This is a genomic window from Burkholderia sp. Cy-637 (genome assembly GCF_011753175.1).
GTDB classification, from domain to species: Bacteria; Pseudomonadota; Gammaproteobacteria; order Burkholderiales; family Burkholderiaceae; genus Burkholderia; species Burkholderia gladioli.
Map to the genome: position 1 here is coordinate 1 of NZ_VWWC01000028.1, position 15,607 is coordinate 15,607.

A 15,607-nucleotide genomic window follows, 5' to 3' on the forward strand; every position below is an offset into this window, starting at 1 on the left:
TCCGGCGCCGCGCGGGCCGGCAGCAGCGCGGCCCGCGCGGCGCCGGCATCGACGCCGCCGGCCAACTGCGAGAAACGGCCCTGCATGGTCTGGATATGGCACCACGCGGCTTCGTGCAGCGGATGCTCGGCGCGCCAGCGCTCGAAGCCGCCGAGCAGGGCCGGGTCGCGAGCGCCCTCGCCCTGCAGATCGACCCACCATTGCACCGCGCGCCGCGCGATCTCCGGCGGAATCGCCGAGGCTGCCTCGTGCTTCATCGGTTCAGAGCGCCATCGCGAAGAAACACCGGGCCGCGGCCTTGACCAGGTGACGCTTGACGGTGGACAGCGAGAGGCCGAGCTCGGCGGCGATCTCGGCCTGCGTGAGGCCGTCGAGCTGGGACAGCAGGAAGGCCCGCTTGGCCGCGACCGGCAGCCCGTCGAGCAGGCGATCGATTTCGAGCAGGGTCTCCATCACCAGCGCGCGCGTTTCCGGCGAAGGCGCCACCGCCTCGGGCTGCGCGGCCAGCGCCTCGAGATAGGCCTGCTCGAGCTGCTCGCGACGCCAGTGGTTGTAGAGCACGCGCTGCGCGACGGTGGTCAGGAAGGCACGCGGCTCCTCGGCGCGGATCGGCTCCTCGCGGGCCAGCAGGCGCAGGAAGGTGTCGTGGGCGAGATCGGCCGCGCGATGCGCGCAGCCGAGCTTGCGTCCGAGCCAGCGCTGCAGCCAGGCGTGATGGTCGCTGTAGAGCAGATCGACTTCGCGGTGCAGCAGCAGTTTGTTGGCCGACATCTAAGCTCTCCCGGCCGGGCGCGGCGGGTTTCAACAGGTAAATGAGAATGATTATTATATACAACAACAAAAATCATCTCGAAAACTATCTGTCGGCTTCGCGTCGGCGGGAAGGCAGCCCAGATGCGGATGCACGGCCTCGCCGCGCCCCGCGCGGGACGCGGCGACGAGCACCGAGGAAGGAAAAAACGGCGATATCGGCTCCGGGCCGCCGGGCGCGCCACGAGGCAGCGGTACTTCAGGCAGCGACGGCCAACACCTGCCCCTCGAAGCGCACCTCGACCGCGAGCCCGAGCCCGCAAGGCCCGTCGCGCAGGACCACGCGGGCCCGATGCTGCTCGGCGATGCGCTGCACGATCGACAGGCCGAGCCCGCTGCCCGATTCGGCGACGCCCTGCGCGCCGCTGCCGCGATAGAAGCGCTCGAACACGCGCGCTCGATCGGCCGCCGGGATGCCCGGGCCGGTATCGCAGACCTCGATCACCGGCACGCCGCCGGCATCGCGCCGGGTGCGCACGTCGATGCTGGCGCCCGCTCCCGCGTAGCGGATCGCGTTGTCGACCAGGTTGTTGAGCAGCACGCGCAGCGTATCGGCGCAGCCGGGTACCACCAGCGCGCCGCTCGCGTCGGCGCCGAGATCGACGCGCCGCGCATCGGCCAGGCGCGAGCGTTCGCCGACCACCGAGCGAGCCAGCGCGGCGAGATCGACCGGCTCGAACGGCTCGGCCTGCGTCTGAGGCTCGAGCCGCGCGAGCGTCAGCAACTGCTCGGCGAGATGACCGAGCCGCGTCGCGCCGGCCTGGATCTGCGCGATCACGCGCAGGCGCTCGGCCTCGCTGCCGGCGCGGCCGAGCAGCTGCGCCTGGATCGACAGGCCCATGATCGGCGTGCGCAGCTCGTGCGCGGCATCGGCGATGAAATGGCGCTGCAGCGTAAACGAAGCGTCGAGCCGCTGCAGCAGGTCGTTGATGGCGCCCGCGAGGGGCCGCACCTCGTCGGCCACCGCCTCGGCATCGAGCGGATCGAGATGCGTCGCGTGGCGCTGCCGCAAGCTTTCGGCGATCGCCCGCAGCGGCCGCAGCCCGTAGCCGATGCCGAACCACAGCGCCACCGCCAGCAGCGGCAACAGCGACAGCACCGGCCACAGCAGATGGACGGCGATGCGCGCCAGCGCGTCCCAGCGTGCCGTGCGCGGCTGCGCGACCCGGATCGTGGTGCCGGCTCTCTCGCGCACGTAGCTGTGCCAGCGCTGGCCATTGGCTTCGAGCGTGCCGAGCCCCGGCGCGCCGGGCGGCGGCAGCACGATGCCGGGATCGGTGGTGAAGGCCAGCCGGCCGCCGCGCCAGAGCTGCAGCACCACGTCGTCGGCGTCGTCGAGCTGGCGCGCCGGCGCCGCGCCGTCATGGCCCGCGAAGGCGGGCAAGCCATGCTGATTGATCTCGATCTGGCGCGATACGCTGCGCAACTGGTCGTCGAGCAGCACGTCGAGTTCGCGCACCGCCGCCCAGTAGGTGCCGGCGCTGGCCAGCACGCCCACCACGCAGGCGGCCGGCAGCAGCCAGATCAGCAGCCGGCCGCGCAGCGAGCCGGCCAGGCGGCGCCAGGGCGAGCGGCTCATGCCGCCTCGCTGATCCGGTAGCCCACCCCGCGCACGGTCAGGATCGCGACGTGGCCGAGCTTCTTGCGCAGGTTGTGGATATGCACCTGCACCGCATTGCTCTCGATCTCCTCGCCCCAGCTGTAAAGACGCTCCTCGAATTGCTCGCGCGAGATCACCGCGCCGGGATCGACCATCAGCTCGTGCAGCATCACGAACTCCTTGGGCGACAGCGCCACCTCGTCGCCGCCGAGCCAGACCTGGTGCCGCACCGGATCGAGCCGCAAGGCGCCGGCCGACAAGGTGGTCTGCGCGCGGCCAGAGTGGCGGCGATTGACGGCGCGGATGCGCGCCAGCAGTTCCTCCAGCGCGAAGGGCTTGACGAGGTAATCGTCGGCGCCGGCGTCGAGCCCGGCGATGCGATCCGACAGCGCGTCGCGCGCGGTGATCACGATCGCCGGCAACGCATCGTCGCGGCGCCGCAGCGAGCCGAGCAGGGACAGGCCGTCCCGCCCGGGCAGGCCCAGGTCGAGCAGCATCAGCCCATAGGGCGTGGTGCGCAGCGCGAGCGAGGCGGCATCGCCGTCGCGCACCCAGTCCACCGCGAAACCTTCGTGGCGGAGTCCTTCCTCGAGCCCGCTGCCGATCAACGGGTCGTCTTCGACGAGCAATACGCGCATGGTGGGGTTCCGTGAACGGGCGGCCCGGCACTTCGGGCACGCATCGAGCACGGATCATAGGCAGGCGATGCTTAGGGGGTACTTAGCTGTGTCGATGCGCTCGTCCGCGATGGATCGCGCCCTGGTTTCAAACCTGGATGTCACCTCGGCTCCCGCGCCCCGAGCACCGCGACCGCCAGCAGCAGCGCCATTGTGCGAGCGGGCTCGAGCCGGGGTACCAGGCGATAGCGGTTCAAGGCTGTCTCAGCGGTTGTAATGCTTCTCGTCGGAAAGCTCCACGGCTACATGGGATCGAGCTTTCGGAAACTCAAGATGGCATCGGGGAGTCCTCGTGCAATGCTCAGCCACCGACCGTTCTACGATTTCGCACTTTGCGCAAGCAACCGGCCCGATGTTGTCAGCACGGCGTCGAGCAATGTTGTCGTTCTCGTCCAGCGATGCCGCGCACCAACGAAATGGTCCCGCCTCTTGCTCCAGAACAATCTCTCTGCAGCCCGTCGCTGCCATCCATGCTCCTTGAGGACACGCAAGTTTCTCGTGCGAAAGCGATGAGCTCCATGACGTAGTCACCCAATGGGCAAACCTGGACATCAATAGGGCCAGAATTAAATTCTGCGCAGGATCAAGCAAAACCATCAAAACATGACAAATCAGATTTCCATATATAGAGATCATCGGAGAATAAAAACTCACCAATCCTCGAAATACACCAATTTCCATGACCTCCCTGGGCAACGCCACCAATCGAACTTTATTAATCTATGTCGGCGGGGATGCCGCGATGAATTTATCAAGAGCCTCCACCGGGCAAGAACTTGTTTCCGCGTCAGGTCAGACCATCGCTTTATTAGGCACGATTTCTCCCGCGAGCGTTCTGGCAACCGCCCCCGCGGCAGCAACCACCACACTCGGAAAAATAGCAATCGACATTCAATCAGGCAACGCCCCTTCCATTGGCGATTTAATATCAATTGCAGGAAACGTAATGAGCATTGTCGGAGCGACAGCATCATACGTTCCAGCCGCCCAGGGAATTGCATCATTTGCACTGGTATCCGGAAAACTGATTTCCACCGCTGGACTCTTGATTGATGCACCCGACTTTGGAAGAGCAGTTTTCAACATACTGAATCCCGGAAACGACAACGAATCACCATCCGACGCAGAGACAATCCGCGATGTTATTTCAACCGGCCAAGCAGGAGAAGGATCAATTTTTGATGCGAACGGCAATGTAATTGGAAGTCGAACGACAGATGGCACGACGACGACGGACAGATACATCAGCCAGGACGGCGAAAGAGTAACAACAACTGACTATGGAAACGGCGAAACAAGCACCTTGGCGATACACAAAGATGGAACGAGCGACTCCTTGCTAATTGAATCAAGCGCCACCGGCACCTATTACAGAAAAATAACCAGCCTCTCCAAGGATAGCGACGAGATAGAAGTTGGCTTTCTCGACATACACGGAAACTATATTCGCAGAACAATATACCTCGACGATTCGACGACACACATCGCCTATACCGACGGAATCCCAGAATTAAGCACAACAACGACAATACCATCCATAGGCACAAGGAAGGAGCAAATATTTTCGCTCAAAGAAAAATCATTTACCGAAAAACTCTACGAAAACGACACCTTGATCTTAAAAACAAAAAATGGGATTCTGCGATTTACGTCGGAAGAGAACGAAATGGGCTACACCCATCAGAAGCACTATGCCAAATCTGGATTGATAGAAATGGAAATCAAGATTTACCATTCCGGAAAAACTGAAATATTAAATTACAGAGATGGCACCCTTGAATCACTCGACGAAATCAGCAGCGCATCATCAAAGCATACCGCATACACACCCGCAGGAGATCCAAGTTATTTTGTCGAAAAAATCAACAACACGAAAGCAATAGAAATATATTACAAGAACGGCAAGATCGAGCACGAATACTTCAATAACGATGGATTGATTACCTCGCAGAAACATTGGCCCGAGAAATCCGACCATTTTAATTACGAAAATCCTTCAACAACAACTGACGAATTACCCAATCTCACGATACCCAATCGTGGAATGACATCAATCAGCCACGGCATGCTCAATGCGCAAACCCCTGATTTATCAAAAACTCAACTCACACATCAACCCAATGGAGAAAACAAACCAAACTCGATAACAATATCAGACCTGCTGTTGCAACCAAGCGACACAGAAATCACCTCCGCGCTGCTCAACCTGACAAACGCCTCGGACTCTGCCCCGAAACCACCAAACCCAATAAACCTTCATCACGAATCCGCAAACAAAAACAGCAATGACCTCAAAATTCTCGAAACCGAATTTTTCGATGAAAAACAAAACGCCAACGGATATTTGACGGCCGACTTCAATACCACAAGATACCTTCTCGATGAGCAGCCACTGGATCAATTACCCTACCCAACATGAAAAAATCAAGCATCGACTACATTTCAGCAACGTTCATTGTGGCATGGACACTCTCGCTCACATCATCAAATTCCACGGAAAAGGGCTGCACCTTCGACACTTGCAACACTCTTTTTAAAATTGCATTCCTGTCGACCCCCTTGGCCATTGCGGCACTGGTCTGGCTGGCTTTCGCTTTCGTCAGAAAATTTCCCGAACAAGCAATGAAACTTGGAAAGTTGAATCATTCATGGAAATTCAATTTTTTTATATATTTCACAGCCATACTTGCGTTGCTGCTGAAGATCATGAAATGAGACTTGCGATCCTCGAAGAAGACTATAAAACGAGTACCTCGACACGCCAAAGTTCGGTGGATTTGCTGATATGGGCAAATCCACCCGCGTGGCTACTCGACGAACGCCATCCGGCACCCAAGCGAAATTCTGCGCCTGGCGCCAGCCGCGATATCACCTCGGCTCCTGCACCCCGAGCACCGCGACCGCCAACAGCAGCGCCATCGCGCAAACCAATTCCAGCACCAGGCTGCCGCGCAACGACGCCATCGCGCCCGGGCTGTCCCCGGAGCGCAAGCGGGCCTCGAGCCCGGGAGCCAGGCGATAGCGGTTCAAGGCAGCCAGCCCCAGCATCGCGCAGAACAACACCAGCTTGACTAGCAGCGCGCGGCCGTAGCTGCTGTCCGGGAACCCGACCAACGGCCAGCCGACCACCATCACGGTATTCACCATGCCGGTCGCGATCAGGGCCGCCACAGCGGCACTGCCCACCGTGGCGAACTGAGCCAACGTGCGAACCAGCACTTCGATATGTGTCACGCCGCCGGCCGCCAGTTGAATCGCGAATCCGCCAAGGGCGCCGAGCCAGATCGCCGCCGCCGCGAGATGCACGAGGTCGGCCATCAGATGAAGCACGCCGCGCCGGCCGTCGTCCATCACCGCGTGGCCGCCCCAGGCGAGCGAACCGAGTACCACGAGGCCGGCGGCCGCCGCTGCCGCGAAGGCCGCCATCGTCGGCCGGCGTGCCAGCCGCCTGGCCAGGCAACAGGCGCCCAGGCAGGCAAGAACGCGAGCAAACCAGGCCGAGCCGAAGGCAGTGCCGCCGAGCAGCGCGCCGAGTACATCGAGATTCGCGTCGAGATCGTCGCTCCCCGACATCGCGCGCGTCATCACCGCCAGCGCGGCCACCGACGCGATCAGGCCAAGCCATGCCGCGCCGGCCAGCACGCGCGTGAACGGCACGACGAACCACGGCGCCCCGCGCTCCTCGCGCCGCAAGGCATACAGCGCGAACATCGGCAGCCCGGCGAACAACATCGCGGCCGCATACAGCACGAAGCGGATCGCGATATTCAGCGCCCCATCCATCGCGCTCATCGGACCGTGAAGCTCACCGAGCCTGCCACCGGATGCGTATCGGCCGACACCGCCCGCCAGGCGACGCGATAGGTGCCCGCCCGCAGCGCCTGGTTCGGCACGATCAGCATGATTTTCGGGTCGGTGGTTCCCGACACGGTCGAGGCGATCTTCATCGGTGCGTGACCGGCCATGCCCGGCATCGCCGTCATTTCCAGCACGGCGCCCGACAGGCGCGGCATCAGATCCTCGGAGAAGCGCAGCTCGATGCGCTCGGGAGCCGGGCCCTCGATCTGGTTGGCGGGAGTCGAGGCAAGCAGCGCGGGATGGGCGGATGCGGTACTCGCCAGGATCAGGGACGAGACGACGAGCGACAGGCCGGGCAGAATCAGACGACGCGACATGAATGGACTCCTAAAGGATGGGAAAACGGGTGGAAAGACCGGGCGCCGCGTCGCTCAAAACCACACGCGAACGCCCGCCAGCACCGACAACTCCGAGCGCCGGCCGCCCTCCCGGACGACCATGCGCGCGCTGTTGCCGTAGGAACGATCCCAGCTGATGCCGAGATAGGGAGCGAACTGACGATCCACTTCGTAGCGCAGGCGCAAGCCCAGCGAGGTATCGCCGAGGCCGGCGCCTTGTCCGCGCGCCGCGTCGTTCTTCGCGAACAGATTGGCCTCGAACGACGGCTGCAGGATCAGGCGATTGGTGATCAGCAGGTCATAGCGCCCCTCGACGCGCAAGGAAGCCTGGCCGCGCTGGCCGACAAAGGCCGTCACCTCCGACTCGAAGTTGTAGAGCGCCAGGCCCTGGATGCCGAAGGCGAGCCAGGTCTGCGCCGCCGAGGGCCGGAAATCGTGGCGCACGCCGGCTACCAGGTCCCACCAGGGCGTGATCGAATGCCCCCAGAGCGCCTGGACTTCCGCATCCTCGAGACGCGAGCCGACGCGGCTTCCCTCGGTGCGCAGCCACAGACGGTCCAGGTCGCCGCCGATCCAGCCGTTGCCGTTCCAGTTCAGGGTGCCGCCGGCGGTGCGATGCTGCCATTCGAGCTGATCGAATACGAAGTACGAATGCAGTTCGGTATCGCCCATGTCGTGCAGCGCGCCGCCGCGATAGACCGCGCGGCGATCCGCATCGGTCAGGGGCGCGACCGGCGACGCCGGGCTCGGCGCCATCGGCTGCACGAGCGGCTCCGGCACGGCGGCCGGCGAGGGCATCTCTACCTCGGCGGCATGGACGCCGGAGATGCCGAGCGCAGCCGTCATGCCGAACAAGCAGGCGACAGCGCGCGGACGAAGGGACATCTTCATGAGGCGGCTCATTCCTCCACCACCACTTCGCGGAACATGCCGGTTTCCATGTGGAACAGCAGATGGCAGTGATAGGCCCAGCGGCCCAGTGCATCGGCCGTCACGCGGTAGCTGCGGCGCGTGCCGGGCGGCATGTCGATCGTATGTTTGCGGACCTGGAACCGGCCAGCCTCGTCCTCGAGATCGCTCCACATGCCATGGAGGTGGATCGGGTGCGCCATCATCGTGTCGTTGACGAGCACGAGCCGCACACGCTCGCCGTAGCGCAGCCGGATCGGCCCCGCGTCGGAGAACTTCAGGCCGTTGAACGACCAGGCGAACTTCTCCATATGGCCCGTCAGATGCAGTTCGATGCTGCGCATGGGCGAGCGGCCGTCCGGATCCGGGAAGGTGCTGCGCAGGTCGGCATAGGTCAGCACGCGCCGACCGTTGTCGCGCAGGCCGACACCGGGATCGTCGAGCCGTGCCGTGGGTGCCATCGCCTGGGCATCGACCAGCGGGTTGCCGCGCTCCGTCGCCGGATGCTGGATCATGCCCGCCATCGCGCCATGGTCCATGCCTTGCATCGTGTCGGGCGACATGCCGGCCATCGAACCATGGTCCATGCCCTGCATCGCATCCGGCGACATCCCCGCCATCGCGCCGTGATCCATGCCCTGCATCGCATCCGGCGACATCCCCGCCATCGCGCCGTGATCCATGCCCTGCATCGCGTCCGGCGACATCCCCGCCATCGCGCCATGGTCCATGCCCTGCATCGCATCCGGCGACATCCCCGCCATCGCGCCGTGATCCATGCCCATGTCGGCCATCGTCAGCAGCGGGCGCGGGTCGAGCGCCGGAACCGGCGCGGCCAGCCCCTCGCGTCGAGCCAGCGTGGCGCGTGCATAACCACTGCGATCCATCGATTGCGCGAAGATCGTATAGGCCTCGGCCGAACCCGGCTCGACGACGACGTCATAGGTTTCCGCCACCGCGATCCGGAATTCGTCCACCGCAACCGGCTCCACGTCCTGGCCGTCGGCGGCGACCACGGTCATCCTGAGCCCCGGGATGCGCACATCGAAATAGCTCATGGCCGAGGCATTGATGAACCGCAGCCGCACGCGCTCGCCCGGATTGAACAGGCCCGTCCAGTTGTCGTCCGGCGCCGCGCCGTTGACCAGATAGGTATAGGTGTAGCCGCCGACGTCCGACAGGTCGGTCGGGCTCATCCGCATCGCGCTCCACATCCGCCGATCGGCGAGCGTGGCGCGCCAGCCATCGCGCCGCGCGTCGCGAAACAGGTCCACCAGGGTGCGCTGGTGGAAGTTGTAGTAGTTCGACTGCTTCTTGAGCCTGGACTTGATGCGACGAGGATCCTCGTCGCTCCAATCGGACAGCATCACCACGTAGTCGCGTTCGCAGCGCCTCGCCTCGGGTTGCGCCGGGTCGATGATCAGCGGGCCATACACACCCGTCTGCTCCTGCAGCGAGGAATGGCTGTGATACCAGTAGGTGCCGTGCTGGCGGACCTTGAAACGGTAGGTATAGCTGCTGCCCGGCGCGATACCGTCGAAGCTCAGCCCCGGCACGCCGTCCATGTTCGACGGCAGCACGATGCCGTGCCAGTGGATCGAGCTCGCCTCGTCCATCCGGTTCGCCACGCGCAGCGTGACGGTATCGCCTTCCCGCCAGCGCAGGATCGGCCCCGGCAGGGTGCCGTTGACGGTGGTCGCGCGGCGTGACTTTCCGCCGATCTCCACCGAGCTGCGCGCGATCGCCAGGTCGAATTCGGATCCGGCGAGCACGCGCGGGCGGTCGCCGGCTTCGAGCGCCCACACTTCGGGCCGCCACATGCCGAGCCCTCCCGCGACGCCGGCCGCGCAAAGCCGCGTCACAAAATTTCGTCTTCCCAGATTCGTATGCATTGCCGAGGATCGTCCGATCGCCTTGATTCACTTGGAACGCCGCGGCGTCGATATCGCCGCGGCCCGGCCGGGTAGGGCCTGCCGAGCAGATTAAGAAGGGACCGACGACTGCCGGATGGCTCCCAAATGACGGTTTTTTCATCTTCGGCAAACGTGGCGCGTCATCCGATTTGGCGTTATCGTTTGCCGCATCGCTCCACTGCCCCAGCCTCTGCCCGCCATGCGCATCCTGATTGTCGAAGACGAAGAAAAAATGCGGACCTACCTGCAGCGGGGATTGACCGAGGCCAGTTATGGCGTCGCGGTCGCCGGCAACGGCGAGGACGGCCTGTTCATGGCGCTCGAAGAGGACTTCGACCTGCTGATCCTCGACGTGATGCTGCCGGTCATCGACGGGCTCGAAGTGCTGCGCCGCCTTCGGCAGCGCAAGTCGACGCCGGTGCTGCTGCTCACCGCTCGCGACTCGGTTCCCGACAAGGTCGAGGGGCTCGAGCTCGGCGCCGACGACTACCTGGCGAAACCCTTCGCGTATGCGGAACTGCTCGCGCGAATCCGCTCGCTGCTCCGGCGCTCGCGAGACGTCGGCACAACCACGTTGCGGATCGCCGATCTCGAACTCGACCTGGTGAAGCGGCGCGTGAAGCGGGCGGGCGCGCGTGTCGAACTGACCGCGCAGGAATTCGCGCTGCTGCAACTGCTGGCCGAACGCGAAGGAGAAATTCTCACGCGCGCCTTCATCACCTCACAGGTCTGGGACATGAACTTCGACAGCGACACCAACGTGGTCGACGTCGCCATACGCCGCCTGCGCCTGAAGATGGACCACCAGGAGCCGAAGCTGCTGCACACCGTGCGCGGCATGGGCTACGTGCTGGAAGATCGGTCCGCATGACGCGGCAGCGTCGTTATTCGCTGGGCGCGCGCCTGGCCGCCGCGTTCGCGTTGGCGGGCCTGGCGGTGCTGGCCATGCTCGGTGGCTACCTGTACCAGGCGCTGTCGACACAGTTGCGGCAACGCGACGACATCGAGATCGCCGACAAGCTCAAACAGGTCACGCAACTCACCAGCGCGGCGCGCACGCTCGCCGGCGTGCGGCTCGCCGCGCCGGCATTTCACGAAACCCTGCTGTCGCATTCCGGCTTGTTCGTCGGGGTCTTCGACGCGAGCGGCGCCCCCATCGTCGAGCATTCGGAGGAAGCCGGGCTCTCGCTGGATGCCGGCATCGCACAGGGCCATCGGGCAGGCGTCGCCTATGCCTGCGCGCCGGCCGGCATCGGCTCGGCCGAATGCATCCACGGCGCCGTGCCGCTCGGTGACGGCAACCGGATCACGATCGCCATCGCGCGCAGCGCCGACGATCGCAGCGCCCTGCTGCGCGCCTATTGCCTGGATATCGTCGCGGCCACCGTGATCGGCGCCTTGCTGGTCGGCACGCTGGGATACCTGATCACCCGCCTGGGCCTGCGCCCGGTGCGCAACATCGGGCGCCAGGCCTCGCAGATCGAGGCCAGCAGCCTGCACGAGCGGCTCGATGTGGCGCATGGCCCCGCCGAACTCGTCGATATCGGTGCCTCCATCAATCGCATGCTGGATCGACTGGAGCGCGCGTTCGCGCGCCTGTCGCGCTTCTCGTCCGACGTCGCGCACGACATGCGCACGCCGCTCGCCAACATCATCAGCGCCTCCCAGATCATCCTGTCGCGCGATCGCGAGCGCGCCGACTACGAGACACTGATCGAATCCAACATCGAGGAATGCGAGCGCCTGCAACGGATGCTCGACGACATGCTGTTCCTCGCCCGCTCCGATCACGCCACGCAGCACCTGTCGCCGACGCGACTCGATGCGCGCGAGACGCTCGGCAGGATTGCCGTGTATTACCAGGCGCTCGCTGACGAAAAAAACCTGCGCATCCGCATCGACGGAACGGGCACCGTGCTGGCCGATGCGCTGCTGCTGCGGCGCGCGGCGGCGAACCTGCTGTCGAATGCGGTGGAACATGCCGCTCCGGGCAGCACCATCGCAATCGAGGTGGCGCAACAGAACGAGGTCAGCACGATTCGTGTCGAAAACAGCGGCGCGACGATTCCACCAGCCCACCTCGAGAACATCTTCGAGCGTTTCTATCGCGTCGACCCCTCTAGGCAAGGTTCGGCGAAGAACGCCGGCCTAGGCCTCGCCATCGTCCGCTCGATCATGGAACTGCATCGCGGCAGCGTCGACGTGACGAGCCGCGACGGGCTCACCGCGTTCACGCTGAGGTTTCCGCGCGAGGCAAGCCGGCACGATTGACACGGTCGTGACGAAAAGATCATCCACGCGTCACCGCTCGCTCGGGCGCGGCTCTCCAGAATCCATGGCATCGGGATCGCATATCGCCATGCCCGGATCAAGACTGGAGAACGCCACCATGAAGCTGCGCACCCTCATGCTCATCGCCGCCATCGCCACCGCATCCACCACGGCGCTGGCGGATGCCGGCCACGACGCTCCCGGCTCACGAACGGCGCCGACCGCCGCCGGCAAGACCCGCGAGCAGGTTCGCCAGGAACTGATCCAGGCGTATCACGACGGCTTGCTGCCGGCCAGCAAGAACGACTATCCGCCGAGCGCGTCGACCATCGAACGAAACCAGGAACTTCATCGGATCGCGCGGCCTGATTGGGATACGCATCGCTGACGGGCTCGGCGCGCGCGATCGCGAGATCGGCGCACGCCCCGACCTCGCGGGAGCAGGGCGCGGAGCGCCCACGCGAATCAATGATGCGCATAGATGCCGCCGCGCGGGCCGGCAATCGGCGTCGCCACGCCACCGCCCTGGGCCGATGCCGCGGACATCGTCCCGTAACCCGACGTATCGCGTCGGGCGGCCGTGTCGCCGTTCAGCCTGGCTTCGGCAGCCTGGATATCGTCGGGATACTGGTTCGAATTGCGAGCCGGCTGGTAGCCGGCCCGCTCCAGGCGAATCAGTTCGGAACGCACGCTGTCGCGCGAGGTCAGGTGCGTGACGTCGGCATGCGCGGCACCGGCCAGCAGGGCGAGAGACGAGGCGACGAGAAGCGAAACGATAGGGAATTTCATGATCTGCACTCCTGATATTGAACGATGGAAGAAAGGCGAGGCACATCGCCAACGCCTATCCCCCATGATCCCGACGCGCGGTTAAGCCGAGCTTAACGAGCCGCAATCGCAACGAGACACGATCCTGATCGCAACGGCATCCAGTCCATAAGCAACGCTTAAGTCTCGCGCCGGCACAGTAGCGCCACGATCCACCCGGATCGCGCCCGCTACCGTGGAGACTCCCGTGACTTCGATGACAAGGCCCCGAGCCGACGATACCGCCCGGATGCTGAACAAGGTGCCGCCCGTCACGCTGGCGTTCTGGCTGGTCAAGATCCTGGCCACCACCGTCGGCGAGACCGGCGCCGATTACCTGGCCGTCCACGTCGGGCTCGGCACGGCCCTGACGGCCGGCTTGATGCTGCTCCTGCTGGCCCTCGCGCTGTTCGCCCAGTTTCGCGCGCGCGCCTACCTGCCCTGGCTCTACTGGCTCAACGTGGTACTCGTCAGCGTGGTCGGCACGCAGATCACCGACGCATTGACCGATGGCCTGCATGTCAGCCTGTACGCCAGCAGCAGCGCATTCGCCGTCGCGCTCGCCGCCGCCTTCGGGATCTGGTATCGCAGCGAGGGCACGCTGTCGTTCGACAGCATCGTCACGCCACGGCGCGAAACGTTCTACTGGAGCGCGATCCTGCTGACCTTCGCGCTCGGCACCGCCGCCGGCGATCTCGCCACCGAAGCGCTGGGCATGGGCTTCCGGCTCGGCGTGCTCGCCTGCGCCGGCCTGATCGCACTGAGCGCCCTCGCCGCCTGGCTCGGCGCCTCGCGCGTGCTCACCTTCTGGATCGCCTACGTGTTGACGCGCCCGCTCGGCGCCTCGCTCGGCGACCTGCTCTCGCAGGCACGCGAATACGGCGGCCTCGGCCTGGGCACCGTGCACACGAGCCTCGTATTCCTGGCCGTGATCGTGCTGCTGGTCGGCATGCTGGAGATCGCGCACCGGCGCGGGCCCGCATCCCGCTCGCCAGCCTGAGGCGTCGCCCCATTGCATTCATCCGCCCACCCGTTCATTCACTTCATCAGGATTCCTCTCATGCCTATCCGCAAACTATCCGCCCCCCTGCTCGCCGTTGCGATATCGCTCGGCGCCGCGGTCACCCTGCCTCTCTCGCCGATCGCCACCGCACAGGCTGCCGCCGCCTCGCGGCTCGGCGATCTGTCCGGCTTTCGCGCGATCGTCGTCGATACCTCGAAGCTGGTCGAGGCCGGCAGGCTGCCGGACGCGAAGCTGCGCATCAAGGACCTCGAAACGCGCTGGGACGATGCCGAGCCTTCGCTGAAGCCGCGCGACGCCGCCGACTGGCATCACGTGGACGATGCGATCGACCGCGCGCTGTCCGCCCTGCGGGCAAGCCGGCCCGATGCTGTCGCCTGCCGGCAGGCGCTGGCCGATCTGCTGGCGGCGATGGACGGCGCCGGCGGCAAACCCTGAGTCCACCCTGCCCACCGAGCACACTGGAAGAAAAAAGACCCGGCCATCATGGCCGGGTCGAAAAGAGTGAAACGGGATCGTCAAGGGGGACGCCGTCCGAATCACTCCACGTGGACGGGAGCCCAATCGGCTCATGTCGCCAGCATGCCGGAAGCGAAGTTAACAGCCCGTTAAGACCCCTGCCGGCCGCCCGCATATCCGGCCCTGTTTTTTCTCTAAGTTTCGGCCGCCACGCTGGCTCGCTTCGAGTGACCACCTCCGCCTTCCGGGTCTTCGGTGGCCAGCCAGCTCATCCCGCTCCTGCCTCATGACATCCGCTCCGTTTCGCCGCCTGCTCGCCGCCCTGACCTGCGCCGCCGCCCTGCTTCCGGCCGGCATCGTGCTGGGCAGCACCCCGCCGGCCGGCTACGCGAGCGCGCCGCGCGCGATCGATTTCGTGGTCGCCGTGGCCAGCCGCGATCTCGCCCAGGCCCGCGCGGATCAAACGCACGGCCTGAACTATGCCGAGGATGAAACCGAGGCCAGGCTGGCGGCCGCGATCCGCGAATGGCTCACCGACGGCAACGACGGCAGCCTGCACCTCGCGCCGGCCGACCGGATGAGCCTGTTCGCACTGTATTGGTCGGCGCAGCAGATGCCGGCCAACTCGAGCTGCTTCCAGGATCCGGACGACGATGGCTGCGAACAGGAACTGGCGCATTGGATGGGTGCCGTGCGCGACGATGCACCGGCCTTCCTGGCGGCCTACCATCGCGCCGAGCGATCGCTGAACCTGCCCTCGCTGCCCGCCCCGGCGAACCGCCTGCAAACCGGCAGCCCGTGATTGTCGGTATCTCGTCCATCCGCGCCATGCATCACGAACAAATCAATGATTCATCCGTGATCGACACCGGGCGCCGCGCATCGATATGACGATTCGTCCCGCTCGCTCGATTCCCTCGATCCGGCACGACAGCGCACCGCGT

The 15,607-nt window shown here is 64.7% G+C and carries 17 protein-coding genes; 8 read left to right on the top strand and 9 right to left on the bottom strand.

The window, feature by feature from the left end; genetic code table 11:
* From F3J10_RS10805 to F3J10_RS10820, 4 genes are all read right to left on the bottom strand, one after another.
* On the bottom strand, positions 1 to 257 hold a 257-nt coding region (locus tag F3J10_RS10805), incomplete at its 3' end, for a DUF4880 domain-containing protein (protein WP_167242053.1).
* Between the two features lie 4 nt (positions 258 to 261).
* Positions 262 to 771, bottom strand: coding sequence for a sigma-70 family RNA polymerase sigma factor (locus F3J10_RS10810; protein ID WP_025102208.1), 510 nt, complete (start codon positions 769 to 771; stop codon positions 262 to 264).
* A 238-nt stretch (positions 772 to 1,009) separates the two neighbouring features.
* The gene (locus F3J10_RS10815; protein ID WP_167242054.1) at positions 1,010 to 2,389 is read right to left on the bottom strand and encodes an ATP-binding protein; all 1,380 of its coding nucleotides are present in this window, start codon (positions 2,387 to 2,389) and stop codon (positions 1,010 to 1,012) included.
* Positions 2,386 to 3,048, bottom strand: a complete 663-nt coding sequence (locus tag F3J10_RS10820; protein ID WP_025102206.1) for a response regulator — start codon at positions 3,046 to 3,048, stop codon at positions 2,386 to 2,388. The genes F3J10_RS10815 and F3J10_RS10820 overlap by 4 nt, the downstream gene beginning before the upstream one ends.
* Positions 3,049 to 3,766: 718 nt before the next feature.
* Between F3J10_RS10820 and F3J10_RS10825 the strand changes: the two genes are divergently transcribed.
* Together F3J10_RS10825 and F3J10_RS10830 are read left to right on the top strand one after the other, a co-directional pair.
* Positions 3,767 to 5,506 carry a hypothetical protein gene (locus tag F3J10_RS10825; RefSeq protein WP_167242055.1) on the top strand — a complete coding sequence of 580 codons (1,740 nt, stop codon included), beginning with the start codon at positions 3,767 to 3,769 and terminating at the stop codon, positions 5,504 to 5,506.
* Positions 5,503 to 5,802 (top strand): hypothetical protein, encoded by a 300-nt coding sequence (locus F3J10_RS10830; RefSeq protein ID WP_167242056.1) that lies wholly within the window; start codon positions 5,503 to 5,505, stop codon positions 5,800 to 5,802. The genes F3J10_RS10825 and F3J10_RS10830 overlap by 4 nt, the downstream gene beginning before the upstream one ends.
* A 153-nt stretch (positions 5,803 to 5,955) precedes the next feature.
* On the opposite strand, the gene copD is transcribed toward F3J10_RS10830, so the two are convergent.
* Genes copD through F3J10_RS10850 form a run of 4 tightly spaced genes read right to left on the bottom strand, consistent with a single transcriptional unit; the run spans position 5,956 to position 10,084 of the window.
* Entirely contained in the window at positions 5,956 to 6,879 is a 924-nt protein-coding gene (gene copD / locus F3J10_RS10835; protein ID WP_240155512.1) for a copper homeostasis membrane protein CopD, read from the bottom strand.
* Positions 6,876 to 7,262 (bottom strand): copper homeostasis periplasmic binding protein CopC, encoded by a 387-nt coding sequence (copC, locus tag F3J10_RS10840; RefSeq protein ID WP_167242057.1) that lies wholly within the window; start codon positions 7,260 to 7,262, stop codon positions 6,876 to 6,878. Before copC ends, copD begins: the two co-directional genes overlap by 4 nt.
* 54 nt (positions 7,263 to 7,316) lie before the next feature.
* Positions 7,317 to 8,174: a copper resistance protein B gene (locus F3J10_RS10845; protein ID WP_240155515.1), complete on the bottom strand. Its 858-nt coding sequence runs from the start codon at positions 8,172 to 8,174 to the stop codon at positions 7,317 to 7,319.
* 8 nt (positions 8,175 to 8,182) lie between these two features.
* Complete coding sequence (locus F3J10_RS10850) at positions 8,183 to 10,084, bottom strand: copper resistance system multicopper oxidase (protein ID WP_167242059.1); 1,902 nt, start codon at positions 10,082 to 10,084, stop codon at positions 8,183 to 8,185.
* A 220-nt stretch (positions 10,085 to 10,304) separates the two neighbouring features.
* Here F3J10_RS10850 and F3J10_RS10855 point away from each other — a divergent pair, with 220 nt between their 5' ends.
* The 3 genes from F3J10_RS10855 to F3J10_RS10865 all read left to right on the top strand — a co-directional run bounded on the left by F3J10_RS10855 (position 10,305) and on the right by F3J10_RS10865 (position 12,764).
* The gene (locus F3J10_RS10855) at positions 10,305 to 10,976 is read left to right on the top strand and encodes a heavy metal response regulator transcription factor (protein WP_046582068.1); all 672 of its coding nucleotides are present in this window, start codon (positions 10,305 to 10,307) and stop codon (positions 10,974 to 10,976) included.
* Positions 10,973 to 12,376 (top strand): heavy metal sensor histidine kinase, encoded by a 1,404-nt coding sequence (locus F3J10_RS10860; protein WP_167242060.1) that lies wholly within the window; start codon positions 10,973 to 10,975, stop codon positions 12,374 to 12,376. Before F3J10_RS10855 ends, F3J10_RS10860 begins: the two co-directional genes overlap by 4 nt.
* 118 nt (positions 12,377 to 12,494) lie before the next feature.
* A complete protein-coding gene (locus F3J10_RS10865) occupies positions 12,495 to 12,764 on the top strand; it encodes a DUF4148 domain-containing protein (RefSeq protein ID WP_167242061.1) in 270 nt (89 codons plus the stop codon).
* 77 nt (positions 12,765 to 12,841) lie between these two features.
* Here the strand turns inward: F3J10_RS10865 and F3J10_RS10870 are convergent, their stop codons facing one another.
* Positions 12,842 to 13,165, bottom strand: a complete 324-nt coding sequence (locus F3J10_RS10870; protein ID WP_167231917.1) for a DUF4148 domain-containing protein — start codon at positions 13,163 to 13,165, stop codon at positions 12,842 to 12,844.
* 268 nt (positions 13,166 to 13,433) lie between these two features.
* On the opposite strand from F3J10_RS10870, the gene F3J10_RS10875 reads away from it, so the two are divergent.
* The 3 genes from F3J10_RS10875 (at position 13,434) to F3J10_RS10885 (ending at position 15,465) form a co-directional block, all read left to right on the top strand.
* On the top strand, positions 13,434 to 14,183 hold the full coding sequence (locus tag F3J10_RS10875; RefSeq protein ID WP_167242076.1) for a hypothetical protein: 750 nt from the start codon (positions 13,434 to 13,436) through the stop codon (positions 14,181 to 14,183).
* A gap of 60 nt (positions 14,184 to 14,243) precedes the next feature.
* Positions 14,244 to 14,642, top strand: a complete 399-nt coding sequence (locus tag F3J10_RS10880; RefSeq protein ID WP_167242062.1) for a histidine kinase — start codon at positions 14,244 to 14,246, stop codon at positions 14,640 to 14,642.
* Between the two features lie 307 nt (positions 14,643 to 14,949).
* Positions 14,950 to 15,465 (top strand): hypothetical protein, encoded by a 516-nt coding sequence (locus F3J10_RS10885; protein ID WP_167242063.1) that lies wholly within the window; start codon positions 14,950 to 14,952, stop codon positions 15,463 to 15,465.
* Positions 15,466 to 15,607 lie beyond the last annotated feature (142 nt).

Coding starts and splice junctions, on each gene's coding strand:
- F3J10_RS10810 (WP_025102208.1), bottom strand. CDS start 771: ATGTCGGCCAACAAACTGCTGCTGCACCGCGAAGTCGATCTGCTCTAC.
- F3J10_RS10815 (WP_167242054.1), bottom strand. CDS start 2,389: ATGAGCCGCTCGCCCTGGCGCCGCCTGGCCGGCTCGCTGCGCGGCCGG.
- F3J10_RS10820 (WP_025102206.1), bottom strand. CDS start 3,048: ATGCGCGTATTGCTCGTCGAAGACGACCCGTTGATCGGCAGCGGGCTC.
- F3J10_RS10825 (WP_167242055.1), top strand. CDS start 3,767: ATGACCTCCCTGGGCAACGCCACCAATCGAACTTTATTAATCTATGTC.
- F3J10_RS10830 (WP_167242056.1), top strand. CDS start 5,503: ATGAAAAAATCAAGCATCGACTACATTTCAGCAACGTTCATTGTGGCA.
- copD (WP_240155512.1), bottom strand. CDS start 6,879: ATGAGCGCGATGGATGGGGCGCTGAATATCGCGATCCGCTTCGTGCTG.
- copC (WP_167242057.1), bottom strand. CDS start 7,262: ATGTCGCGTCGTCTGATTCTGCCCGGCCTGTCGCTCGTCGTCTCGTCC.
- F3J10_RS10845 (WP_240155515.1), bottom strand. CDS start 8,174: ATGAAGATGTCCCTTCGTCCGCGCGCTGTCGCCTGCTTGTTCGGCATG.
- F3J10_RS10850 (WP_167242059.1), bottom strand. CDS start 10,084: ATGCATACGAATCTGGGAAGACGAAATTTTGTGACGCGGCTTTGCGCG.
- F3J10_RS10855 (WP_046582068.1), top strand. CDS start 10,305: ATGCGCATCCTGATTGTCGAAGACGAAGAAAAAATGCGGACCTACCTG.
- F3J10_RS10860 (WP_167242060.1), top strand. CDS start 10,973: ATGACGCGGCAGCGTCGTTATTCGCTGGGCGCGCGCCTGGCCGCCGCG.
- F3J10_RS10865 (WP_167242061.1), top strand. CDS start 12,495: ATGAAGCTGCGCACCCTCATGCTCATCGCCGCCATCGCCACCGCATCC.
- F3J10_RS10870 (WP_167231917.1), bottom strand. CDS start 13,165: ATGAAATTCCCTATCGTTTCGCTTCTCGTCGCCTCGTCTCTCGCCCTG.
- F3J10_RS10875 (WP_167242076.1), top strand. CDS start 13,434: ATGCTGAACAAGGTGCCGCCCGTCACGCTGGCGTTCTGGCTGGTCAAG.
- F3J10_RS10880 (WP_167242062.1), top strand. CDS start 14,244: ATGCCTATCCGCAAACTATCCGCCCCCCTGCTCGCCGTTGCGATATCG.
- F3J10_RS10885 (WP_167242063.1), top strand. CDS start 14,950: ATGACATCCGCTCCGTTTCGCCGCCTGCTCGCCGCCCTGACCTGCGCC.